Source organism: Paenibacillus sp. KS-LC4, assembly GCF_036894955.1.
Lineage (GTDB): Bacteria > Bacillota > Bacilli > Paenibacillales > Paenibacillaceae > Pristimantibacillus.
This window is the reverse complement of sequence record NZ_CP145905.1, coordinates 5299267-5321891: the sequence shown is the minus strand read 5'-3', so window position 1 is coordinate 5321891 and position 22625 is coordinate 5299267. Positions and strand designations below refer to the sequence as shown.

Sequence of the window (22625 nt, the reverse complement as noted above, 5' to 3'; positions counted from 1 at the left end):
ATGAAGTTCAGGGACAAACCCTGCAAATCCGTATTCTGTTAAGATGAGCTAAATGGTCTTACCCTAAACCCATTTGTTAAACCCAACTATTTCATTATTTTAAGCGCGTGAAGCTGCGTTGTTTACAAGTTGGAAACAAGTTCGATATATTGGCGATGTATAGCTGCATTATGCTTTATGTTAAAGGGTAATATGGGTTAGACAGGCGCGGGGGGAGCGGTGACGCATGACAGGTCAAATGCTGGATAAAAAAATATTGGTCGTAGACGATGAAGCGAGTATCGTCAGCGCCGTTGCATACGCGTTCAGACGCGAGGGGTATCTGGTTGAGACGGCTGGAGATGGGGAAGAGGCGCTGGAGAAGGTCGCTGTTTTCCAGCCGCATGTTATTATTTTGGACGTTATGATGCCGCGCATGAACGGCTATGAAGTATGCCGGAAGCTGGAAAATCGTCATGGCGTCGGCATTATTTTGCTCACGGTCAAAAATGATATCGTCGACAAGGTGCTGGGGCTTGAGCTGGGAGCCGACGATTATATGACGAAGCCGTTTGATTTGCGCGAGCTTGTCGCAAGAGCGAAGGCGCTGATGCGCCGTACCCAGAAGCTGGCTGGACGCGAGGAGGAGCCAGATGTGTATGAGCTGGGCAGCATTCGCTTGCATATGCAGCAGCGGCTCATTACAGCAGGCGGTGCTGCGCTTGAGCTGACGCCGAAGGAATTCGATCTCGCAGCGCTGCTGCTATCACATCCCGAACGGGTGTATACCCGTGAGGAGCTGCTTGATCTGGTCTGGGATATGGAATACGCGGGCGGGACGCGCACGGTAGACATTCATATCCAGCGGCTGCGCAAAAAGCTTGGCGATTCAAGCCAGACGCTGCTCCAGACCGTCTATGGCATCGGCTACAAAGCTTCAAGGGCAGGCGCGTCGATGAACGCGAATAAGCCGGGACCATCCGGTGAGCCGTCATGAGAATCAGCTTGAAGCTGCGGATGAGCATTGTGCTGGTTGTGCTGCTGGCGCTCACCGTGAGCGTACTGAGCATGATGGTGCAAAGCGGAATCGAGCGCGATCAGCAGGAGCGAACCGAGAAGCTGCTGGCCAAGCAGAGCGAGGTAGCGGCACAATACGTTCGCCAAAGCTTCGCTACTAGCGAGCCGCGGCTTGCGCGCGAAGCCTTCATGCCCTTAAGAGGGCAGCGGCTCGCTCTCTATATTTCTATGATCAGCGGCATGCAGACGACGCTCTATGACACGCAGGGCGAAGAAGCTGGCAGCTCCATTCCCATTGGCGGAGAAAAAGGAACAAATTTGTCTGATACGCTGCAATACGCCCTTAACGGCAAAATCGCCTATCAAACGGCGGGAGATTCCTTGATCTATTTTGCACCTTTGCAGGGTGAGGACGGGTTGCTCGGTGTGGTCAGCTTTCATTATTCGTTGAAAAATGACCATCAGTTCGCCCAGACAATCCGCGAGCTGTTTCAAACCGCGGGCATTATTGCCGTGGTGGCAGGGGCGGCCATGGGCTACGGGTACTTTTATAGGCTAGCCGCTGTCATTTCTCGGCTGAGAAGTGCGGCAGGCAGCATTCGCGAAGGGCGGTACTTGCAGCAAATTCCCGTACGAAGGCGCGATGAGCTGGGCGACTTAAGCCAGGATATTTTTTTTATGAGCAGCGCCATTGAACGGCATATTGAGGAGATGAAGGAGGAGCAGCGCAAGCTTACGCTCGCCATCCTGAAGCTCCAGCAATTGGAGCAGCAGCAGAAGCAATTTATTGGAAATATTAGCCATGAGTTCAAGACGCCGCTCACGTCGATTCGAGCTTATGTGGATTTGCTGGATATGTACCGGGATGATCCGAGGCTCATTGATGAGGCCATTCAAAGCATGGGCAAGGAATCCGGGCGGCTGTACGATTTGGTTGAGAAGGTGCTGCATTTGGCGGCGCTGGAAAAATATGAATTTGAGCAGCAGGCAGAGGTGCTGAAGCTCGATGAGCTGCTGCTAGATTTGTGCACGCGCATGCAGGGCAAGGCGGCAAAATTTGATTTGATGCTGCACACGCAGCTGGAGCCTGCTCTTATTTGGGCAGATCGGGAGAGCCTGATGCAAATATTCATCAACTTAATTGATAATGCGATTAAATATAATCGCCCTGGTGGGCAAATTGTGGTCGCGCTGCATGTGGACGGAAATCGGGCTAATGTGGTGGTGCGGGATACGGGCATCGGCATCCCGGCGGAGGCTCATGACAAAATTTTTGAGCCCTTCTATACGGTCAACCGCGATCGTTCCCGTATTTCGGGAGGAACGGGGCTCGGCCTATCGCTCGTTAAGCAGCTGGCAGAGGCGCAGCAGGGTGAGCTTGTGCTGGTTAGGTCGAGCGAGGAGGGAACGACGTTCAAGGTCTTTTTTCCTCTATATAACGGTTAATGATGGTAAAAGGTTTACAGACCCGAAACAAGCTGGAGACGAGGCGGAAACATGCGCTGATTATAATTAGCCGATAGCCATTAGGGAGAGGGGAAATAGGAAATGAAGCAAAGCCATTTTAAATGGATTAATACAGGTGTGGCTGCTTGCTTAGTGGCGCTGCTGCTTGCGGGCTGTAGTAAAGGTAATGCGCCAGCACGCGAAACGATACAAAAGCCGGATAAAACGATTACCGTCGTCGAGCCGGATCAATCGACCGATACGAAGGTAGCTGTCAGTCAAATTGCCCAAGTGGATAAAACGCGGGGTATTAGCTTTATGACCGAGGAACAGCTGATCACCGTCAAGCGCAATGAGAAGGAGCAGAAAATAGCTTCTGAGGGAGAGATGATGTTTCCCAATAATTTATATGTGTATAATCTGGTGACGAAGCAGGACGAAGCCTTGCATGAGCAGCCCGCTCATCAGGGCTTTGCGAAGCCGTCGCCAGATGGAAAATATTTATTTTATAAGCTGAATAACGAGGAGAGTGCCCACGGCTATATTATGAATGTGGAGACGAGAGAGTCGGTAGAGCTAGGCTCAGATGTGATGGATACGAGCACGGGCATGTGGATGGATGCTACGCATGTTATGTTTATGACAATTGAGGGCAAAGTGATCAAGGCGGGCGTAGATGGAGCATTAGAGACGATATATGATAGCGAGCAGAGGATTTTTACGGCGATGCCCGGAGAGGGCGGCATTTATTATGTTGTGAATGAAGTGCTGTATTTTCTACCTGATGGCAGCAAGCAGGGAGAGAAGCTGGTCACGGACGTCGTCTGGGTCATTCCATCGCCAGAGCGCAAGCAGCTCGCTTTGGTGAAGCGCACCACGAACACGACGCGGACGCTGATGCTTACCGATGCAAAGGGCAATGAGCCGATTGAGCTCGGCAGCGCGACACAGGTATTCGGCACAAGCTGGTCGCCAGATGGCAAGAAGCTGGCCTACAGCCTGACATCGGAAGGGAGTGGCGGCGACAACGGCGTGTTTGTGGCGGATGCCATCAGCGGCGATACGGTGCCGATTAAGCTCGATGTCCCGTATTTATCCGACGATCTCGGCTGGAGCCCTTCCGGCAAAAAAATCGTCGCCGCGACTTATTCACAGGAGCAGAATGGTTTTGTTACGTTTGTGATTACTTTGAAATAGAAATTCAATGAAATCAATATAGTTCTTTTGTCTTATTGGATTAAAATTCGGAGGGAAGTATGATTGGTAATAAAAGGAAGTGAATGGATTTTGAGTAAAAAGTTTATAAGTTTTTTGTTGATTATGACGTTGGTTTTTTCAAATGCTGTTTCAGTCGTATTTGCAGAGAATTCAAATATACATGTGATATCGGATGAAACAGAATTTAAGACAATCGAAGGAGAAATTTTAGGATCTGTCACCACTGTTACGACTATAGAAAGGAGCGAAGGCTCACAAGGTGTAAAGAATGTTATTACAGAGTCAAAGAAATTCAATCTTAATCCTGAATATGAGAATAACAAAAATTATACTGAGATATTTACGGACACTCTAACGGTAAATACGATATTTGCTACTTATGACTATAAGGTTTATGTAAACGGGGAACTAATGAATGATAAAGAGCCTAGCATGGGACTGAGGGCCATTGATAAAGCGGGTATACCATCCGTGTGTCATTATTACAGTAATAATTCAATGACTAGCTATACTTTTGCCTGCTATGAAAGCATGAATTATAATTGGGTAGGTGATCATGCAAAACCTGATCCTGAAGGAAGCAATATTCAGAAGCAGGCTACAGCTTCTAATCAATGGTTTGCTACCGCGAAAAATGGGGTTGATTTGTTCGCTATGCAATTCAGCACGTTTGATACTGCTTTAATGAGTTTATGGATAGAAGTAGGGGGAACAATAGCGGCATTATCATGGAGTACAATTGGAGCTATCATTGTCGGTGGAGGAGTAGCAGCATTGCTTGCAGGGAATGTTGTTAATCAATGGAGTAGTGCAAAGTCATATTTAGGTAATGCGTATAGTTATATAGGAAAGCTATAATATAACTTTGTGTGAAACGTAACCTTTAGAAAATGAGATGTATTATTTCTTTTAATACTAGGCGGTGAATTCATGCTTAATTTAATTGCTTTAATCGCTTATGTGCTGATTACATTATGGGTCATTTTCAGTATTGTGAGGGCTGGAAGAACACCAAGAAGAAGAATGCAAAACATCTATTTGTTATTTACAGGGGGACTTCTAATGTTTGTAATGGCTCCGAATGAGCTTTGGAAAATGATTCTCCCCCTGTTCAATCTTGCTCTAATCATAGCCTATCTGGTATTTATCTTTGCTTTGAGAAAAAAAGTGTAAGAGCATAAACCAAACATGTCGCGTTTTAAAAATGAATACATCGAATCGGGATTTCCTTACTTTCGCATGAAGATTTTTATACCCAAACGATGGTCTTGGCCGCAGAAATATTGACTTAACGCGCTATAAAGGGTATTATTACACAATCTTGAATACGAACAGTAAGGGTGAAAATCTTGAATTCGAAACTGCAGATTAAGAACGTTATTTTAGCCGACAAAGATCTTGCCTCAGGGTTATATCAGTACATCATGACACTTAGTGAAGGTTCCAAGGCGCGTTTGTTCTACAGCCAGAAGCCAGTATGGAGATTAACAGGCGTTACGCGGATGCTGAACGTACCTTGTCCATTGTGCCGGAAAGACTACTACTGCAATTGCTTTGAGAAGAACATCGCTCATTTCAATCAGCAGATCATCGAGAAGGATCTTATTCCGGAGCCGACGAATAGCTAATACTTGTTTGAAAAAGATTTCAAAAACAGGCACCCCGCCTCTGGCTGGTGGATGCCTGTTTTTTTGCATTTTTATTTATATTTCCTTCGGCGTTTTCAAACCGAGCAGCTCTAGGCCTTCCTTAAGCACATCGGCAGCAATCTGCACCAGCTTAAGCTTAACGATCCGTTCGCCAGCGTCTCCAGCGAGTACCTTGTCATGATGGTAAAAACGATTAAACGCCTGCGCGAGCTGGATCAAATATCTGGCGAGAATAGACGGCTCATGCCGCTTGGCAGCGTCCCCTAGGGCGGCTGTGTAGCGCAAAAGCATCTTCATCAGCAGCCAGGCATAATCGTCTGTAACATACTCATAATCGGCGGACTGAGGGGCAGCAGTCACGTCGCTGCCTTCCGCTTTTGCCAATATCCGCTGCGTTCTGGCGTAAGCATATTGCACGTAAGGGCCCGTTTCCCCTTCAAAATTAAGGACATCCTCCAGTACAAAATCGACCGCAAGCATTCTCGTATTTTTGAGATCTCCGAATACGACGGCGCCAATGCCAACGGCTTCGGCCACCTCAGACTTTCCTGCTAGTGCAGGGTTCTTTTCCTCTATTTTCTGTAAAGCCCGCTGCACCGCCTCATCCAGTACTTCTTCTAAAAACACGACCTTGCCGCGGCGGGTGGACATTTTTTCCCCATCCAGCTTCATGAGTCCGAAGGGAATATGCTTGCAGGCTGCTGCCCATGCAAAGCCCATTTTCTCAAGCACGAGAAATAGCTGGCGAAAATGCAGCGATTGCTCCGAGCCGACGACATATAGCAGCTTGCTGCCTTTCATCTCATCATGGCGATATATCGCAGTCGCGAGGTCCCTTGTCGCATAGATGGAGGTGCCATCGGATTTGCGAATGAGACAAGGCGGAAGCTCATGCTCATCCAGCCGGACGACCTGTGCGCCTTCACTTTCCTCCAGCAGCTGTTGCTCTTGAAGCTGCTGCACAACGGCATCCATTTTATCGTTATAGAAGCTTTCGCCGAGAAAATGGTCAAAGCTCACGCCGAGCCGGGCATACAGCTTGTTGAACTCCTTCAGGCTGTCGGCAATAAACTGGCTCCAGCAGCGAATCGCTTCAGCATCGCCAGCTTCCAGCTTGGCGAACCAGCCGCGCGCCTCATCCTCCAGCTCGGGGTGCTTCTCCGCTTCCTCATGAAAACGCACATACAGCTCCAAATAGCCTTTAATGGGATCGGCTGCAAGCTGCTGCTCGTCGCCCCATTTGAGATAGGCGGTAATCATCTTGCCGAATTGCGTGCCCCAATCGCCGAGATGGTTGACGCTGACCGTCTCATAGCCAACCTTGCGCAAAATGTGGTACAGCGCATTGCCGATCATCGTCGAGCGCAAATGTCCAATGCCGAACGGCTTCGCAATATTGGGCGAAGACATGTCGATAATGATGCGCTCGCCATTCCCAATGGCTGCGTGCATGAGGCTTCCGCTTTGCCAATCTGCGATAAGCTGCGCCGCTGTCAGCTCCCTATTCCATTTGAAATTCAAATAGGGGCCGGCAGCCTTAACGCTCCAGCTCGCGTCTATTACGAGGGGCTCCAGCTGTGCGGCGATGTTAGCAGGGCTTTGTTTCATCGTGCGGGCTAATGTAAAGCAGGGGAAAGCGGCGTCGCCAAGCTTCTCATCGGGCGGATATTCCAGTAAGGGCCGAATTTCTGCTTCGGGCAGAGCGAGTACATTCGCCAGAGCTAGCGCTATTTTGTCCATTAACAGCATCATCATCTTCCTCTCCAATATACATGTTCAGGCAAGAGCAGAGCAGCACGCAAAAAAGACCCCGTCTCTACAATTAAGAGACGAGGCCTGTTATCCCCGCGGTACCACTCTTGTTGCCGCCTCCGAACAAAATAAAGGAAGGGCATCTCGCCGTTGTAACGGTGCTGAACCGGACGTCCCTAGCGCGATTGCTCGCTTCAGGCCGCCATCTCCCGGGTGCGCTTCACCTAACCGTCCATTGCCGGCTTTCACTGCTCCGGCTCGCTTGAAATGGCTCCTATTTAGGTTACTCTCCCGTTCCTTGATGTTAATTAACAGCTATCATATCGAATACGATTAGAAAAATCAATCCGTTTTTTTAAATGTAGGCTATTCTTTCTCGGTTACTAAAGATAGGCTCTCAATCGCCTGACGTATTATTGTGCATGAGCGCTCCATCAGCCGCTGCTCCCGCGTCGTCAGCTTGAGCTCGACGATTTCCTTAACCCCGCAGCGGGCAATAATGGCAGGTACGCCGGCACATACATGCCGCTGGCCATATTCGCCGTTTAATATGGCGGACACGGCAATAATGCGATGCTCGTCGCTTAAAATGGAGCGGGTAATATGCGCCAGCGCATTACCGATGCCAAAGCTGGTCGAGCCTTTGCGCGTATAAATTTCCCACCCGGCATTGCGGGTCTGCTCAGCGAGCGCTCCAAGCTTCACATTTGCAAAGCGCTCCGGATGCTGCGCTAAAATATGCAGCAGCGGCTTTCCGCCAACCGTCACATGCGACCAAGCGGGAAACTGTGACTCGCCATGCTCCCCTAGCACATAGCCCTGCACGCTGCGGGCATCAACGGGAAAATGCTCGCAAAGCAGCGTTTTGAGCCGTGAGGAATCAATCGACGTTCCGGTGCCAATCACTTGGCAGCGCGGCATGCCGGACAGCTCCCACACGACATACGTCACAATATCCACAGGATTGGCGGCCGCTACAAAAATTCCGTTGAAGCCGCTGTTCATAATGCGAGGAATCATCGTTTCATAAATCTCGCGCACCGTATGCAGTACATCCAGTCGATCATCGCTGCCCACTGGATACGCTCCTGCACATAAAAGAATCACATCCATATCTCCGCACTGCTCCAGCGTCCCGGCAGCAACCTTCGTTCGACCATGGACAAAATCCATGCTGTGCGATAAATCGAGCGCCTGTGCGTAAGCACGATCAAACGTGCGGTCAATGAGCAGCAGCTCATCGCAAATATACTGGTTAATTAAGGAATAGGCGCAGCTAGAACCGACCTGACCAACTCCAACAATGGCGACCTTGCGCGCTTTATTGGCCATCCTATAGCATCTCCTCTGCCGTTAACTCTTTAAGCTATTATATGCGGCAGCCAGCCCATCATGTGACGGCCATGTTCATTCCATGTTTGTCTATGTCACATGCATAGAAAAACGTGAAAATATGCACATTTCCATCTGCCAGCGATTGGCGATGAAGGCTCTCTTTTTCAACATATCCACAGAGTTGTACACATTATCAACAGTATTCAAGTTAAGTGTTTTCCGCTTCCTATAACACTTATCCACATATAAACAGGGAGGATTGTCCACAATGTGCAGGCCGGAAGACCTAAGGTTGAATAGAGATAAACGGCTTATTTTCGTGCATTTACAATCTGACCTTCAGCTGTCATGATAGGGAAAGTATGTGTGGGCAGACAGAGATGGAGGAATGGCATTCATGTGGCTTTTATTATCCTTGCTGGCGGCGACGAGCTTTGGGCTGCGGGGGATTTTGTATCATTGGACGAGCCAGCAGGCGCTTAATCGCAATGCGCTGCTGTGTGGAGTGTTTTTCTCAGGAGCGCTGATTACACTAGCTTGTACGCTGGCAACAGGGGAGGCTTTCACCGTGTCATCGCTCATTGGGGTGCAGATGGGGCTGTTCTCTTTCGGGGCGAATGCAAGCATGTTTAAGGGCTTTGCCGTGGGCAAAGCCTCTCTTGTTGCGATATTGACCGCACTGCCTTCGGCGATTGTTGTCGTTGTCGCCTTCGCGGTATGGGGAGAGACGCTGAATATGGCGCAGCTGAGCTCCTTTATTATCATTATCGCGGGTATATTGCTGGTGCGTTATTCCAATGATATTACCCGTGGCAATTTGCAAGGAGCGCAATGGGGGCTGCTGGCGATGCTGCTGTTTGCCGGAAACGATCTGTCGGGAAAATGGTCGACGCTAATGGATGCGCCGTTGTTTCCGACGCTTGTCTGCATGTTCAGCAGCGGCTCGATCTGCTTTGGGCTGTGGTGGCTGCGCGATATGCGCTCGCTGCGCTTTGCCTCCCTGGCAGCAGGCCATTCAGCTGACTTGGTGAACAAACGGGGCTGGAGCTTCCGCCGCACGTTTTCCGTCGGGATGGCGGTCGGTATTACCAATGCGGTCGGTATGATGTTTATTGTGACGGCTTTTGATGTGGGGAAGGCGGGGCTGGTGTCGGCGGTAACGGCGCTTAATGTACTGATTGTGCTGCTGTATACACGCTTTGTCGTTAAGGAGCGTTTCACAAAATTGGAGACGATCGGGATATGTGCCGCGTTCGCAGGCATCCTGCTTATGCGTTTGTATGGTTCATGAAGCTGTGCAGCGCGCAGAATACAGGCGAGTTAAGTACGAAACGTCTATAACTTTAGAAAACTCAGTGAAAGTGTTATAATACAATCGTTCACTTATTTTAATTATCGGGAGGTTTCACTGACTATGAAAGATTTTGAATTGTACAACCCTACCAAGCTCGTATTCGGAGCAGGGAAGGTACAGCAGCTTGGAGAGCTGGTCAAGCCATATGGGACGCAAGTTTTGCTCGTATATGGCGGTGGAAGCATCAAGCGTTCGGGGCTTTATGACGAAGTGATTTCCCAATTAAATAGCATTGGCGCAACCGTTCATGAACTGTCCGGCGTGGAGCCTAATCCGCGTCTGACGACAATTAATAAAGGCATTGACATTTGCCGCAGTGAAAAAATCGAATTTGTGCTCGCCGTTGGCGGCGGCAGCGTACTGGATGCTTCCAAGGCGATTGCAGCTGGGGCGCTGTACGATGGCGACGTATGGGATTTCACAATTCGCAAAGCGGTCATCCAAGAGGCCTTGCCTATCGGTACTGTGCTGACGCTTGCTGCTACGGGCTCGGAAATGAACGGCAACGCGGTTATTTCCAACTGGGAAATCCAGCAAAAACGCGGTCTTGGCAGCAAGCATGTCTATCCGAAGTTTTCGATTCTTGATCCGAAACTGACGTACTCCGTACCGAAGGATCAGACAGCAAACGGCATCGTCGATATTATGTCTCATGTGTTTGAGCAATATTTCTCCCTGACAACCGATACGCCGCTGCAGGAGCGCTTTGCTGAATCGATTTTGCAAACCGTTATTGAAAACGGTGAAAAAGCAATCGAAAATGGCTCTGACTATGAAGCCAGAGCAAACTTGCTGCTTGCCGGCACCTTTGCGCTTAACGGCACGCTGCCGCTTGGCGTTGTGACGGACTGGGCGTCGCATGGCATTGAGCATGAGGTAAGTGCGATTTATGATATCGCCCATGGCGCAGGGCTTGCGATCATCTTCCCGAACTGGATGAAGCATGTGTATCAAGAGCGTGTCGACCGCTTCGTGCAATACGCAGTAAGAGTTTGGGGCGTTGATCCGAGCGGCAAAACCGATGAGGAAGTGGCGCTTGCAGGTATTGAAGCGACACGAGCCTACTTTACACGCATTGGCGCGCCTGCAACACTCGGCGAGCTGGGCATTAACGGCGAGAATATCGACCGAATGGCGGCGGAAGCGACCGTATTTGGCCCAATCGGCTCCTTCAAGAGCTTGGACAAGGAAGCAGTCAAGAGCATCTTGACGGCGAGCCTGTAAGTCAGGTTGCAAGGCTCTTTTTAGTAAAGCATTCAGGTGCTGCTGCGCAAGCAGCACGCCTGAATGCTTTTTTTTGGGCCAGTGAAAAACTCAGTTACTCTCGATTGCTTGAAATTTCAATGATGAAATAGAAAATGTCTATTATCCTTGCCGTTGACCGCTGCATATATGGAGTGATAAGTTAAATTTATATAAAATAATCGGAATAATCGGATATATGGGGAGGCTTTTTCATATGGGAGATCAAGCAGCAGCTTATCGTTTTGCCCGCAACTTGCCCGCACGATCAATTGGTGGAACGAAGGTGACGGACCCGCAGCATGTTCATTTGTCCTATGGTTTTCCGGCAACGGATTTGCTGCCGGTTGAGGAGCTGCAAGCAGCGGCGGAGAAAGCGCTGAAATGGGACAGGGCGGATGCGCTCCATTATTCGGGAGCGAAGGGGCCAGCCCGCGTCAGGGATTGGGTGCTGGCACGCTCCCGCAAGTTCGGCATTTATGCCGAGGAGGAAAACTTTATTCCGACCTTTGGCGCTATTCAAGGCATTGATCTGACTGCGCGAATTTTGCTTAACCCGGGAGACGAGGCTTGGGTAGAAGCGCCAACCTTCTTTAATGGCCTGCAGGCTTTCCGTGCAGCGGGTGCTGTCATCAGATCAATCCCTGTTGATGAGCAGGGGCTTCAGGTCGAGCTGCTGGAGACGGCTTTAAGGCAGGCGGCTGAGCGCAATGAGCCGATACCGAAGCTGCTTTACTGTATGCCGAATTATCATAACCCGACGGGCGTCAGCCTGTCGCTTGAGCGCAGGCAAAGGCTTGCGGAGCTGGCGAGGGCCTACCATTTCATCATCCTTGAGGATGATGCTTATGCCGAGCTGAACATTAGCGGCAATACGCTTCCCGCGATTTATTCGTTTGCACCGGAGCAGGTCATCTACGTTAGTACGTTCTCGAAGACGCTGGGTCCTGGGCTGCGCCTCGGCTGGGCAATCGCCGCGCCGGAGGTTATTTCGCATATGGCGACGCTGTCTCTGGGAAGCCAACTCAATCCTTTTACCCAAGAGGTGGTCGGCGAATTGCTGCAGCATTATGGATTCGATGAGCAGGTTGAAAAGCTGACCGAGCGCTATAGGCTGCAGCGCGATACGATGATTCAAGCGCTCGAAAGGGAGTTTGCGGAGCATATTGCGGTGCAGGCACCCGATGGTGGCTTTTTCGTCTGGGTGACGTTTGAAAAACAGGTAGACGTGAGGCAGTTTGCGCCAGGTGCACTGGCGAAGGGCGTCAGCTTTGTGGCAGGCAATGCTTTTTTTGCCGACGGGCAAGGCTCGCATCATTTGCGGTTGTGCTTCAGCTTCTGCACCGCAGAGCAGATCGAGCGCGGCATTAAGGCGTTGGCGGAAGCTTATTTTGAGGCCTTGGAAAGCCAAACCGTACAGCCATCGGTGTCCGAATCGCCAGCGTAAGCCAGCATAAGCTGGCAGAAGCGAAGTGCATGCGATGTGCGAATGTTATATTCTTTGGATATGCGTATCTTTAAAATCTGTTTCGTATTTAAGTCCGTAGCCGACCATTCGGTCCATGCCAATATGAGCAATCCAGATGAAGCTGATCATAGTGATGAAGTCGACCGAGAAAGTCAGTCCCGCCAGTAAAAACAGCAAAGGCGTGGCATACGTATGGGCAATATTATACACATAAGCTCCGATCTTTTTGTTGATTGCATATCCGAACATAAACAAGTCAGGAAACAACAGCAGCAATAGGAAGATTATCCAGTTGTATCCGCTGGAAAAGTAGAAGTAAGTGCCTAGTGCCAGAACGATCAAGCCTTCGATTCTAATCAATTTCCCATTCATGGTTTATTCTCCTTTGTTGTCGTTTGTAGTTTGAATTCCGTTAAGCAGCCATCCGATTCCCGTTGACACCTGCTCGTAGGAGAGCGGCTCTGGAGACAGCAGTACAGGAGCTTGAAGCGTCAATCCGTCGAAAACAGCTTGTATTAGTGAGGCTAAAGTTTCCTTTTCACTCTGTTCTAGCTGCAATTCCATGCGATTAATGATTTCCATAATGCTGAGCTTCATTTCCTTATACAGCTCCTGCACCTCTTTGGCGAGCTTTTCGTTGTTCACGCTTTCTGTCCAAAGACTGATTAATAATGTGAACCACTCCGGGTTATTTTTGCGAAATTCAACGACATGGAGTAGCCCCTGCTGAAGAATCTTTGCAGGTGCTGCGTTCAGATCCAAGGTTGCATAGGCCTCCTTCAAGCCTTTGTTAATCATCCACTCTCTGACCACTTCGACTAATAGCGTCTCTTTCGTGCTGAAATGGTAGCCGATCAGCCCTTGCGCTACTCCCGCCTTGGTTGCAATGTCTTTCATGGTTGCCTTTGTGTAGCCTGTCTGTCCGAATAGCGTGAATGCTGCTTGCAAGATGGCACTTCTTCGTTCTTCTTGATGGGGCGCTTGTGTTTTAGTCATCACTTGATCTGTCTCCAATACTGTTTGATTGAACAGTCAGTTCCTATGTATGGATTGTAATACTGTTTGGTTGAACAGTCAATACTCTATGCAAAGAAATATTACCGCCGTTATTCATTAGGTTTCTTAATTGTTCTGACCGAGCAGGAAATTTGATTTGCAAATAAAGATTTTATAGTGGTACAGTCAGAGGATGCAGGAAAAATTCATGTCGCTAATTAAATCGCGGCATCGGGGTTATTTTAGACGGGAAGGAGGTTTTGGATAAATGGATCAAGCCGATGAGCGTACCGAGCTGGATTTGCGGCTGTTCCGCGTGTGGAGCAAAGCGTCGATGGCTGTGTTTGGAAATGTAAAAAAAGACATCGCAAGCCATGGCGTTGAGCCGGAGCAATTCATTATTCTGGAGCTATTATACAGCAAGGGGCCGCAGCTGATTACGAAAATCAGCGAAACCTTCTCCATCCCAACCGGAAGCATTACTTATGTCGTAGACAAGCTTGAGAAAAAGGGATACGTCAAGCGGCACCCAAGCCCGACCGATCGCAGAGCCTCCAATGCTGCCCTTACGGAAGCGGGTACACAGCTGTTTAATGAAATTTTCCCAAAACATGCGAAGATGATTTCACGTAATCTGTCCTTCATTGATGATTCGGAGAAAGAGCTGCTGATCCAGCTGCTCAAAAAAATCGGGCTTGGCGCAGAGCAGCTAAGCTGATGCTTGAATAACGGCAGAGCTATTTCCGACTAATACCGGGAATGCCTCTGCCGTTACTTTATTCGGCTGGCGTCGCTTTTTTATATGCGGCAGGCGTTTGCCCGGTTACCTTTTTGAACATGCGGTGAAAATGGGGCAGGCTCTCAAAGCCGCAGGCTTCGGCGATGAGCCGAACGTTGTCGTCGCTTGCCAGCAGCAGTTCCTTGGCGCGAATAATGCGCTTCGCTGTCACATAGTCGGTGACATTCATACCGGTGAGCTGCTTAAATACGCGGGAAAAATGGGCCGGCGTGACCGCCGCCATTTGCGCCAATACGGACAAGCCCAGCGGGCTCTCGGGATGCTCATCAATATAGTGAAGGATGCTTCGCATCCATAGCGGGCCGATCAATGGGCTATCCGCCTTCGCATATTCGCGGCTGCTCGCAATAATCCGGCGGTTCATCAGCAGCAATATATGCTCCAGCTGCAGCAATACCGCCTGCCGATAGCCGGGCTGCTGCTCACGCTGCTCAAGCTCTAGCTCATCAATGAGCCGCTCCAGCTTAAGCCGCTCCTGCATAGTCGGCTCAAATTTGTAGCGTTTATGCTTTTTAGCATGGTCAAAGCAGCGCAAATAGGAGAAGCTGTCCCCGAACGATGCGGTTTGGACGAATAAGGTACTGAAGAAAATCGCCGTCGATGTCACCGGCTCCTCCTTATCGGGAAAGGAGCGATGTATCGTATTGCCCGGGATAATGAATAAATCGCCCTGCTTCATATCGTAAAAGGTTTGGTCGATAAAAAAAGTGCCCTTGCCCTCATAAATGTAGACAAGCTCATACCAGTCATGCAGATGATCGGGCAGCTCGGTCTGCCAATGCTTGCGGTCACGGTAGACGAGATCGAAAGGGAATGAGCTGCCAACCTCGAACGGCTTGCGAAACGGCTTCATAAGTGAAACGACACCTCCTTGCGGCAGTCTAGGTCAAGCGCGATAGGCTTCTATAGTCCAGCATAACAAAAATCAAAATACAGTACAAATATGCAGGAATACGTTATTTTTAATGTCATTATTGGCATTTATAATAAGAGCAAAGGAATAAACAGCAGTGGGAGCAGGTTTCGGTATAAGAGCGGATACTGCTTTGAAAACGTTAACAATTACACGTCTATATTCATTTGAAAATATCATCTTATAGGGGGAAGCAACGATGAGGATTGATGCGCATCAGCATTACTGGGCAATTGAGCGGGGCGATTACGGCTGGATTACACCCGAGATTGCTGTGCTTTACCGCGATTATGGGCCGGAGCATTTGCAGCCGAGCCTGAATCGGCATGGCATTAGCCATACAATCGCGGTGCAAGCCGCTCCAACGCTGGCAGAGACCGAATATTTACTCGCCCTGAGCGACCGCACGGAGTCGATTGCGGGTGTTGTCGGTTATCTCGATTTGTTTGATCCCGAGCATTTAAGTCACTTCGAGCAGTTTACTCGTCATCAGCGGTTCGTGGGGTTCCGCGTGATGATCCAAGAGCTGAAGGATGCGGAAGTGATTTTGCAGCAGACGTTCGTTAATGCGATGAGGGAGTATGAGACGCGGGATACGCCTATTGACCTGCTCCTCACCTCGAATCAGCTTGATTCGCTCGTTCAGATTATGAAGCAGGTGCCGAATTTGCGCGGTGTTATTGATCATTTGGCGAAGCCGCGAATTGCGGCGGGCGAGCTTGACCCTTGGCGCAGCCAAATAACGGAGCTGGCGCGATATCCGAAGCTGTATTGCAAGCTGTCGGGAATGGTCACAGAGGCGAGTCATGACAGCTGGCGGCCCGAGCATTTTATCGCGTATATTCGCCATGTGCTGGAGGCCTTCGGACCAGACCGAGTCATGTTCGGCAGTGATTGGCCGGTTTGTCTGCTGGCGGCAGGCTACGATGAGGTTGTGGATGTGCTGGAGCAGGCGCTGCCAGCCTCATGGGGAGAAGCAGAGAGAAGCAAGCTTTTCGGACTAAATGCAAAGGAGTTTTATAAACTATGAGCCAGTTAAATAAGAAGCTTTTGACACAGGAAGATAATGAACGGTACGAGGCGGTTCAAGCAGGCGCAATAACGGTGCTGCAAATTGGCGAAGGAAACTTTTTGCGCGGCTTTGCGGATTGGATGCTTCAGGAATGCCATAAGCAAGGTCTGTTCGGCGGCGGAGTCGCGGTGACGCAGCCGCGTCCAGGCGGCAAGCCGAAAATTGACGCTTTGGCCAAGCAGGATGGTCTTTATACGCTAGTCATTCGAGGATTGGAAAATGGCGCTGCGGTAGAGCGTAAGGAAGTGGTCACCGTTTTTGCAAAGGCATTTGATCCCTATTCGGAATGGGAGTCGCTAGTGAAGCTTGCGGAAAGCAAGGATTTGCGATTCGTCGTCTCCAACACGACAGAAGCGGGACTTGCCTACAGGCCGGAGCCGCTGCTGGAAGGCCAGCCGATTCAGTCTTACCCGGGCAAGCTTGCTTATTTGCTGTATCGCCGTTTTCTCGCATTCCAAGGCGCTGCGGATAGCGGGTTGATTTGCCTGCCATGCGAGCTGCTGGAGCGCAATGGCGACGAGCTGAAAGCTTGTGTGCTGCGCTATAGCGAGGATTGGGGCTTCCCGCAGTCGTTCAAGCAATGGGTGGAGCAGCATAATCGCTTCCTTAACTCGCTTGTAGACCGAATCGTGACGGGCTACCCTGATGAGCAGCAGGCGCAGCAATGGTTTGCGGAGTGGGGCTATGAGGACCCGATGCTGACGACAGCGGAGCCATACCATTTTTGGGCGATTGAAGCGGGGCCGGAGCTGGATAAGCAGCTGCCGCTGCGCAGCGCAGGGCTTAATGTGCATTTTGTGGACGATTTGAAGCCATTTCAGCTGCGGAAGGTACGCATACTGAATGGCGCCCATACGCTAATGACACCGCTTGCGCTCGTCCATGGACTGGAGCAGGTGCGCGAGGTAATGGAGCATGCGGAGTTTGGCCCCTATGTTCGTGAGGCCGTAGAGAAGGAGATTATTCCGGCACTGCCGCTGCCTGAGGGTGAGCTGAAGGATTATGCCGCTGCGGTCTATGAGCGCTTTCTCAATCCGTTCATTCGCCACCGGCTTGCAGATATTGCGATGAACAGCATCAGTAAGTTCAAGGTCAGACTGCTGCCATCGCTGCTGGATTATGCTGATCGCGGCCAGCTAGTGCCAGCACGGCTGGTGCGCGCTTTTGCCGGCTTGCTGCGCTACTATAAAGTAGAGAGCGATGGAGCAGGCGCATATACAGGTACGGATTTGCTCGGAAATGCGTATACAGTACGCGACGATGCTGGGGCACTAGCGGCGCTTGCAGCGGCGTGGGCTTCGGAAGAAACGGGACAAGGCGCAGCAGCGGCGGGCTCGGCACAAGCACAGGCAGAGCGGCTGCTGGCCTTAAGCGAGCTGTGGGGACGCAACTTGCAGGACGTACCGGGCTTGGTAGAAGCGGTAGCTTCCCAACTAGAGGAACTGGAGCGTGATCAGCATGAATAACTGGGTTCGGTTAAATGAGAAGGATCAGGTCGTTATAGCGCTTACGCCGCTTTCCCGAGGAGATAAGCTGACGCTTGAAAACGGCAGGGAGCTGGAACTGCTTGAGGATGTGCCCAAAGGGCATAAAATTGCTTCGACGCCAATCCCGCAGGACGCACATGTGCTCAAGTTTGGCTATTCCATCGGCATCGCCAAATCGGATATTCCGGCAGGCAGCTGGGTGCATACGCATAATATTGGAACTGGACTCAAAGGCTTTCTGGAATATTCGTATGATCCGGCCAAGGGTCGCGAGGAATCGGCAGCGCCAGCTAAGAGCTCGACGAATCGTGCCAACCAGACGTTTCAAGGGTATGTGCGCGATGGCGGCGAGGTTGGCATCCGCAATGAAATTTGGATCATTAATACGGTCGGCTGCATTAACAAAACCTGTGAAATCGTAGCACGGCGGGCTGATGCGATGTATGCGGGACGCGTTGATGGCATTTATCATTTTGCTCATCCGTTTGGCTGCTCACAGCTTGGCGACGATCTCCAGCACACGCAGAAGCTGCTCGCTTCGCTTGTGAACCATCCGAATGCGGCAGGCGTGCTCGTCATGGGACTCGGCTGTGAAAATAATCAGATCGACCTGTTTAAGCAGGCAATCGGGGACTACAATCCAGAGCGCGTCAAGTTTATTAAGTCGCAGGATGTTGAAGACGAGCTGGAGTCTGCGCTTGAGGAAATCGACGCTCTCGTCGAATTCGCAGAGCGCTTCAAGCGAGAGCCGGTACCGGTTGCTAAGCTCAAGCTGGGGCTCAAATGCGGCGGCTCGGACGGCTTGTCGGGCATTACCGCTAATCCGCTAGTTGGGACGGTTTCGGATCGCTTGATTGAGGCGGGCGGCACAGCGATTTTGACCGAGGTGCCGGAAATGTTTGGCGCCGAAACGATATTGATGAATCGCGCTGAAAATGAGCAGATTTTTGGCAAAATCGTACATTTAATTAATGATTTTAAGCAATATTTTATCCGTCATGATCAGGAAATTTATGAAAATCCTTCGCCGGGCAACAAGGCTGGCGGCATCAGTACTTTGGAGGAAAAGTCGCTCGGCTGCACGCAAAAGGGCGGTCACGCCTTGGTGAAGGACGTAGTTCCTTATGGCGAGCGAATTACGCATACTGGCCTGAACTTGCTGGAGGCGCCGGGCAATGATCTCGTATCGGTAACGGCATTGTCCGCAGGCGGCGCACATATCGTGCTGTTTACGACAGGTCGGGGAACGCCGTTCGGCGGTCCGGTGCCAACGGTGAAGATTGCGACGAACAGCGAACTGGCGGGACGCAAAAAGAACTGGATCGACTTCAACGCAGGACAGCTGCTTGAAGGCAAGACGATGAATGAGCTGACCGATGAGTTGTGGGATCAATTGCTGGCGCTTGCCTCTGGCGAGGCAAAGACGAATAATGAACGCAATGGCTTTAAGGAAATTGCGATTTTCAAAGACGGCGTTATTTTGTAATCGGAGGGAACAGGATGAAGTATCGACAACTAGGAAAAACCGGGCTGGATGTATCCGTACTCAGCTTCGGCGCGTCTTCCCTCGGCTCTGTATTCAGGGAAACGAATGAGGAAGAAGCGATTCGCACCGTTCATACCGCCTTGGATGCAGGAATCAACTATATCGACGTTTCGCCATATTACGGGATGACAAAGGCGGAGACGGTGCTCGGCAAGGCGATTAAGGAGCTGCCGCGCGACCAGTTTCTGCTCTCGACTAAAGCGGGCCGATATGGCGTGGACAGCTTTGATTTTTCCGAGAGCCGAATTATGAGCTCCTTGGAAGAAAGCTTGCAGCGGCTTAATACGGATTACGTTGATTTTATGTTCCTTCACGATATTGAGTTTGTTTCCCCTGAGCATGCAGCACAGGGAATTCCAGCGCTGCAAAAGCTCAAGGAGCAGGGTAAAATCCGTCACTATGGCATTTCTGGCTTGCCGCTGCAGCTATTCGAAAAATGGCTGCCGCATACGGAAGTCGATGTTATTTTATCCTATTGCCACTATTCATTAAATGATACGTCGCTGCTGGGCCTGCTGCCGCTTATTGAGCAGCACAATGTCGGCTTGGTGAGCGCATCGCCGTTGTCGATGGGTCTGCTTGGTACAAGAGGAACGCCAGACTGGCATCCGGCAAGCGCCGAGCTGAAGGCTGCCTGTCTGCGTGCTGCCGAGCATTGTGCAGCGCAAGGAACAGATATTGCGAAGCTGGCGATGCAGTTTGCCGTAGCGAATGAGCAAATTCCGACGACGCTGGTTAGCACCGCGAATCCGGAAAACATCCGTCGCAATACGGCATGGATAGAGGAGCCTATGGACGAGCGTCTGCTTAAGGAAGTGCTTCAATTGCTGGCACCCTTTGCAGATGAAAGCTGGGTCAGCGGCTTGCCGGAATATAACGAGCACATCAGCGGCGGCGCTGGGCAAGGGAGAGCGACATCATGAAAGCAATCGTATGTGAGCAGCCGGACGTTCTCAAGCTGACCGTTCAGGAGCAGCCTGCTTTTGGCGGCGGCGGTGAAGGGTCACTTGCCGCTGGCCCAGGGGATGCGATTATTCGCATCCGCCGCATCGGTATTTGCGGCACAGATATGCATGCGTATAAAGGAAACCAGCCTTTTTTCCAATATCCGCGCGTTCTCGGCCATGAGCTGGCGGCAATTGTAGAAGCAGTTGGCGAACAGGTGACCGGGCTTGAGCCAGGGGATCAAGTTAGTGTCATCCCTTATATGCACTGTGGTACTTGCATCGCATGCAGGCGCGGCAAAACAAATTGCTGCACCGCCATGCAGGTGCTGGGCGTTCATAAGGATGGCGGCATGCGCGAGCTGATCGCGGTACCTGCAACCCACCTGATCAAGACGGATGGCTTGTCGCTGGATATGGCGGCCATGCTGGAGCCGCTCAGCATCGGCGCCCATGCCGTTCGCCGTGCGGAGCTGGAGGCGGGCGAGACCGTGCTCGTCATCGGTGCAGGGCCGATAGGGCTTGGCGTTATGGCGTTTGCGAAGCATCGGGGAGCAAGGGTTATTGCGATGGATATTAATGAGGAGCGGCTTGCTTTTTGCAAGGATTGGGCTGATGTTGATGAAACGGTTCATGCCTTGCAGCAGCCGCAAGAGCGGATCGCCGAGCTGACGGAGGGAGACTTTCCGACCGTCGTATTTGACGCAACGGGCAATGCCCGCTCGATGACGGATGCCTTCGGCCTGACAGCGCATGGCGGCAAGCTGGTCTATGTTGGACTCGTGAAAGCGGACATTGCCTTTCATGATCCAGAATTTCATAAACGTGAGCTGACGCTGATGGGCAGCCGTAATGCAACCCGTGAGGATTTTGACATCGTAATAGAAGCGGTAGCCAGCGGCAGTATTAAAGTAGAGCGGTTAATTACACATCGTTCGTCATTTGAAGGCTTAATTGGCGTATTCGACGAGTGGCTGAAACCTGAATCGAAGGTCATTAAAGCGATGGTAGAGCTGTAGCCTAATTCTTGCTATTGCCCATATAATGCGACTTATGCTAAAGTAAGTTTAGCTTTTCTGATCCTGTGTGAGACAAGCTTACTTAGATGGCATGAGCGATGCAGGATAATGAAGAAGGGGGAGCTGCTGCTCTTCTTTTTTTGTATGAGCAAGTCTTCATGTACAAGGCATCTTTAGCAATTGCAGAGGGGGAAATGAAGAATGAGTGTTGTAAATGATTTATTGTCATATAATGAGAAATTTGTTGGTGAAAAACGATATGAGCAGTTTCTAACGGATAAGTTTCCAGCGAAAAAGCTGGCGATTTTGACGTGCATGGACACTAGGCTCGTTGAACTGCTGCCGAACGCGCTGAATTTGCGCAATGGCGATGCCAAAATCATTAAAAACGCAGGCGCCATTTTGACCCAGCCATTCGGTAGTGCGATGCGGAGTATTTTGGTTGCTGTTTATGAGCTAGGCGTTGAGGAAGTACTCGTTATCGGGCATCACGGCTGCGGTATGAATAATTTGGACACGCAGGGCATGGTCAGCAAATTTAAGCAAAACGGGATTTCTGAAGTCGTTATTGAGACGCTTGAGAGCTCGGGTATTAAGATGGATCGTTTCTTGAAGGGGTTCGACAAGGTAGAGGAAGGCGTTATGGACAGCATCGGCATTATTCGCAACCATCCGCTAATGCCTGCTCATATTCCTGTACATGGCTTCGTAATTGATCCAGAGACAGGACGTCTTGATTTGGTGGATGAAGGCTATAAGAAGGAATAGATTTATCCGATAAATAACATTAAAGCAAGCTCTTTCCTTAATAAGCGAAAGAGTTTGCTTTTTTTATAGAAATTCTGCTTAAGTAAAGCTAAACTGCGCTTATCTTTGCAGCCGTCGTAATCATCCATTGGATGCCGAATTTATCCTCCAGCTGTCCGAACAGCGAGCCCCAAAATTCTGGACTCAGCTCTTTTTTCACCGTTCCGCCCTCTGATAATTTATGGAATGCGTCGTGTGCTTCCGCTTCTCCTTCAAATTCCAAGCTTAGATTAATGGCACTTCCATGGGTCAGCGTCTGGTACACGGCATCGCAAAGCATGAAGCTTATACCGGCGGCCTTCATCTCCAAATGAAGAATTTTATCCTTTACATCCTCTTGCGTATCCGGCAAATCACCGAATTTCATCATGGAAATGATTTCGCCTCCAAGCGCCTGAATATAAAAATCAGCCTGTGCTTTAGCATCCTCGGAGAAAAAATAAGTCGTGAGCCTCGCCATTGTGCAGCATCCTTCCCATTTGTGAAATGTATAGGCTTGTAACCTGTTCAGTATAACCTATTTTCGAAAATATCTTTATATTTGTTTGTTTTGGACACGATAATTATGAAAATGAGGTAAAT

Annotated in this window: 22 protein-coding genes and 1 other annotated feature; of the genes, 16 read left to right on the top strand and 6 right to left on the bottom strand. The window is 50.3% G+C overall.

Annotated features, from left to right (window positions below):
* The first annotated feature begins 241 nt into the window (after positions 1 to 241).
* The 6 genes from V5J77_RS22565 to V5J77_RS22540 all read left to right on the top strand — a co-directional run bounded on the left by V5J77_RS22565 (position 242) and on the right by V5J77_RS22540 (position 5288).
* Positions 242 to 976, top strand: coding sequence for a response regulator transcription factor (locus V5J77_RS22565; protein ID WP_338557000.1), 735 nt, complete (start codon positions 242 to 244; stop codon positions 974 to 976).
* On the top strand, positions 973 to 2442 hold the full coding sequence (locus V5J77_RS22560) for a HAMP domain-containing sensor histidine kinase (protein ID WP_338553086.1): 1470 nt from the start codon (positions 973 to 975) through the stop codon (positions 2440 to 2442). Before V5J77_RS22565 ends, V5J77_RS22560 begins: the two co-directional genes overlap by 4 nt.
* A gap of 102 nt (positions 2443 to 2544) precedes the next feature.
* Positions 2545 to 3639 (top strand): hypothetical protein, encoded by a 1095-nt coding sequence (locus V5J77_RS22555; RefSeq protein WP_338553085.1) that lies wholly within the window; start codon positions 2545 to 2547, stop codon positions 3637 to 3639.
* 63 nt (positions 3640 to 3702) lie between these two features.
* Positions 3703 to 4518, top strand: a complete 816-nt coding sequence (locus tag V5J77_RS22550) for a hypothetical protein (RefSeq protein WP_338553084.1) — start codon at positions 3703 to 3705, stop codon at positions 4516 to 4518.
* Positions 4519 to 4590: 72 nt separating this feature from the next.
* Positions 4591 to 4833, top strand: coding sequence for a hypothetical protein (locus V5J77_RS22545; RefSeq protein WP_338553083.1), 243 nt, complete (start codon positions 4591 to 4593; stop codon positions 4831 to 4833).
* Between the two features lie 176 nt (positions 4834 to 5009).
* Entirely contained in the window at positions 5010 to 5288 is a 279-nt protein-coding gene (locus V5J77_RS22540; protein ID WP_338553082.1) for a hypothetical protein, read from the top strand.
* A 75-nt stretch (positions 5289 to 5363) separates the two neighbouring features.
* Here V5J77_RS22540 and argS read toward each other — a convergent pair whose 3' ends face one another.
* Together argS and V5J77_RS22530 are read right to left on the bottom strand one after the other, a co-directional pair.
* Complete coding sequence (gene argS / locus V5J77_RS22535; protein ID WP_338556998.1) at positions 5364 to 7058, bottom strand: arginine--tRNA ligase; 1695 nt, start codon at positions 7056 to 7058, stop codon at positions 5364 to 5366.
* A gap of 73 nt (positions 7059 to 7131) precedes the next feature.
* Positions 7132 to 7369 (bottom strand) — a binding site (T-box leader).
* A 58-nt stretch (positions 7370 to 7427) separates the two neighbouring features.
* Entirely contained in the window at positions 7428 to 8393 is a 966-nt protein-coding gene (locus V5J77_RS22530; RefSeq protein WP_338553081.1) for an L-lactate dehydrogenase, read from the bottom strand.
* 400 nt (positions 8394 to 8793) lie between these two features.
* Here V5J77_RS22530 and V5J77_RS22525 point away from each other — a divergent pair, with 400 nt between their 5' ends.
* The 3 genes from V5J77_RS22525 (at position 8794) to V5J77_RS22515 (ending at position 12439) form a co-directional block, all read left to right on the top strand.
* A complete protein-coding gene (locus tag V5J77_RS22525) occupies positions 8794 to 9687 on the top strand; it encodes an EamA family transporter (RefSeq protein WP_338553080.1) in 894 nt (297 codons plus the stop codon).
* A 123-nt stretch (positions 9688 to 9810) separates the two neighbouring features.
* Positions 9811 to 10974, top strand: a complete 1164-nt coding sequence (locus tag V5J77_RS22520; protein ID WP_338553078.1) for an iron-containing alcohol dehydrogenase — start codon at positions 9811 to 9813, stop codon at positions 10972 to 10974.
* Between the two features lie 235 nt (positions 10975 to 11209).
* Positions 11210 to 12439, top strand: coding sequence for a PLP-dependent aminotransferase family protein (locus tag V5J77_RS22515; protein WP_338553077.1), 1230 nt, complete (start codon positions 11210 to 11212; stop codon positions 12437 to 12439).
* A gap of 45 nt (positions 12440 to 12484) precedes the next feature.
* Here the strand turns inward: V5J77_RS22515 and V5J77_RS22510 are convergent, their stop codons facing one another.
* Both V5J77_RS22510 and V5J77_RS22505 read right to left on the bottom strand, forming a co-directional pair.
* The gene (locus V5J77_RS22510) at positions 12485 to 12832 is read right to left on the bottom strand and encodes a DUF4260 domain-containing protein (protein WP_338553076.1); all 348 of its coding nucleotides are present in this window, start codon (positions 12830 to 12832) and stop codon (positions 12485 to 12487) included.
* Positions 12833 to 12835: 3 nt separating this feature from the next.
* Positions 12836 to 13456, bottom strand: a complete 621-nt coding sequence (locus tag V5J77_RS22505; protein WP_338556996.1) for a TetR/AcrR family transcriptional regulator — start codon at positions 13454 to 13456, stop codon at positions 12836 to 12838.
* Positions 13457 to 13724: 268 nt separating this feature from the next.
* On the opposite strand from V5J77_RS22505, the gene V5J77_RS22500 reads away from it, so the two are divergent.
* Positions 13725 to 14174 (top strand): MarR family transcriptional regulator, encoded by a 450-nt coding sequence (locus V5J77_RS22500; protein WP_338553075.1) that lies wholly within the window; start codon positions 13725 to 13727, stop codon positions 14172 to 14174.
* 58 nt (positions 14175 to 14232) lie between these two features.
* Here V5J77_RS22500 and V5J77_RS22495 read toward each other — a convergent pair whose 3' ends face one another.
* On the bottom strand, positions 14233 to 15108 hold the full coding sequence (locus tag V5J77_RS22495; protein ID WP_338553074.1) for an AraC family transcriptional regulator: 876 nt from the start codon (positions 15106 to 15108) through the stop codon (positions 14233 to 14235).
* 259 nt (positions 15109 to 15367) lie between these two features.
* On the opposite strand from V5J77_RS22495, the gene V5J77_RS22490 reads away from it, so the two are divergent.
* From V5J77_RS22490 to V5J77_RS22465, 6 genes are all read left to right on the top strand, one after another.
* Complete coding sequence (locus tag V5J77_RS22490) at positions 15368 to 16198, top strand: amidohydrolase family protein (protein WP_338553073.1); 831 nt, start codon at positions 15368 to 15370, stop codon at positions 16196 to 16198.
* Positions 16195 to 17706, top strand: coding sequence for a tagaturonate reductase (locus V5J77_RS22485; RefSeq protein ID WP_338553072.1), 1512 nt, complete (start codon positions 16195 to 16197; stop codon positions 17704 to 17706). Before V5J77_RS22490 ends, V5J77_RS22485 begins: the two co-directional genes overlap by 4 nt.
* Entirely contained in the window at positions 17699 to 19213 is a 1515-nt protein-coding gene (locus V5J77_RS22480) for an altronate dehydratase family protein (protein WP_338553071.1), read from the top strand. The genes V5J77_RS22485 and V5J77_RS22480 overlap by 8 nt, the downstream gene beginning before the upstream one ends.
* Before the next feature lie 14 nt (positions 19214 to 19227).
* Positions 19228 to 20196, top strand: coding sequence for an aldo/keto reductase (locus tag V5J77_RS22475; RefSeq protein ID WP_338553070.1), 969 nt, complete (start codon positions 19228 to 19230; stop codon positions 20194 to 20196).
* Complete coding sequence (locus V5J77_RS22470) at positions 20193 to 21236, top strand: zinc-binding alcohol dehydrogenase family protein (protein WP_338553069.1); 1044 nt, start codon at positions 20193 to 20195, stop codon at positions 21234 to 21236. Before V5J77_RS22475 ends, V5J77_RS22470 begins: the two co-directional genes overlap by 4 nt.
* A gap of 201 nt (positions 21237 to 21437) precedes the next feature.
* A complete protein-coding gene (locus V5J77_RS22465; protein ID WP_338553068.1) occupies positions 21438 to 22004 on the top strand; it encodes a carbonic anhydrase in 567 nt (188 codons plus the stop codon).
* An 88-nt stretch (positions 22005 to 22092) separates the two neighbouring features.
* On the opposite strand, the gene V5J77_RS22460 is transcribed toward V5J77_RS22465, so the two are convergent.
* Positions 22093 to 22503: a VOC family protein gene (locus V5J77_RS22460; RefSeq protein WP_338553067.1), complete on the bottom strand. Its 411-nt coding sequence runs from the start codon at positions 22501 to 22503 to the stop codon at positions 22093 to 22095.
* Positions 22504 to 22625: the final 122 nt, after the last annotated feature.

Bases quoted from the DNA above. Each gene is read 5' to 3' on its own strand.
- V5J77_RS22545 (WP_338553083.1), top strand. From the start codon at position 4,591: ATGCTTAATTTAATTGCTTTAATCGCTTATGTGCTGATTACATTATGG.
- V5J77_RS22475 (WP_338553070.1), top strand. From the start codon at position 19,228: ATGAAGTATCGACAACTAGGAAAAACCGGGCTGGATGTATCCGTACTC.
- V5J77_RS22510 (WP_338553076.1), bottom strand. From the start codon at position 12,832: ATGAATGGGAAATTGATTAGAATCGAAGGCTTGATCGTTCTGGCACTA.
- V5J77_RS22480 (WP_338553071.1), top strand. From the start codon at position 17,699: ATGAATAACTGGGTTCGGTTAAATGAGAAGGATCAGGTCGTTATAGCG.
- V5J77_RS22460 (WP_338553067.1), bottom strand. From the start codon at position 22,503: ATGGCGAGGCTCACGACTTATTTTTTCTCCGAGGATGCTAAAGCACAG.
- V5J77_RS22560 (WP_338553086.1), top strand. From the start codon at position 973: ATGAGAATCAGCTTGAAGCTGCGGATGAGCATTGTGCTGGTTGTGCTG.
- V5J77_RS22515 (WP_338553077.1), top strand. From the start codon at position 11,210: ATGGGAGATCAAGCAGCAGCTTATCGTTTTGCCCGCAACTTGCCCGCA.
- argS (WP_338556998.1), bottom strand. From the start codon at position 7,058: ATGCTGTTAATGGACAAAATAGCGCTAGCTCTGGCGAATGTACTCGCT.
- V5J77_RS22495 (WP_338553074.1), bottom strand. From the start codon at position 15,108: ATGAAGCCGTTTCGCAAGCCGTTCGAGGTTGGCAGCTCATTCCCTTTC.
- V5J77_RS22525 (WP_338553080.1), top strand. From the start codon at position 8,794: ATGTGGCTTTTATTATCCTTGCTGGCGGCGACGAGCTTTGGGCTGCGG.
- V5J77_RS22500 (WP_338553075.1), top strand. From the start codon at position 13,725: ATGGATCAAGCCGATGAGCGTACCGAGCTGGATTTGCGGCTGTTCCGC.
- V5J77_RS22530 (WP_338553081.1), bottom strand. From the start codon at position 8,393: ATGGCCAATAAAGCGCGCAAGGTCGCCATTGTTGGAGTTGGTCAGGTC.
- V5J77_RS22505 (WP_338556996.1), bottom strand. From the start codon at position 13,456: ATGACTAAAACACAAGCGCCCCATCAAGAAGAACGAAGAAGTGCCATC.
- V5J77_RS22470 (WP_338553069.1), top strand. From the start codon at position 20,193: ATGAAAGCAATCGTATGTGAGCAGCCGGACGTTCTCAAGCTGACCGTT.
- V5J77_RS22465 (WP_338553068.1), top strand. From the start codon at position 21,438: ATGAGTGTTGTAAATGATTTATTGTCATATAATGAGAAATTTGTTGGT.
- V5J77_RS22520 (WP_338553078.1), top strand. From the start codon at position 9,811: ATGAAAGATTTTGAATTGTACAACCCTACCAAGCTCGTATTCGGAGCA.
- V5J77_RS22485 (WP_338553072.1), top strand. From the start codon at position 16,195: ATGAGCCAGTTAAATAAGAAGCTTTTGACACAGGAAGATAATGAACGG.
- V5J77_RS22490 (WP_338553073.1), top strand. From the start codon at position 15,368: ATGAGGATTGATGCGCATCAGCATTACTGGGCAATTGAGCGGGGCGAT.
- V5J77_RS22555 (WP_338553085.1), top strand. From the start codon at position 2,545: ATGAAGCAAAGCCATTTTAAATGGATTAATACAGGTGTGGCTGCTTGC.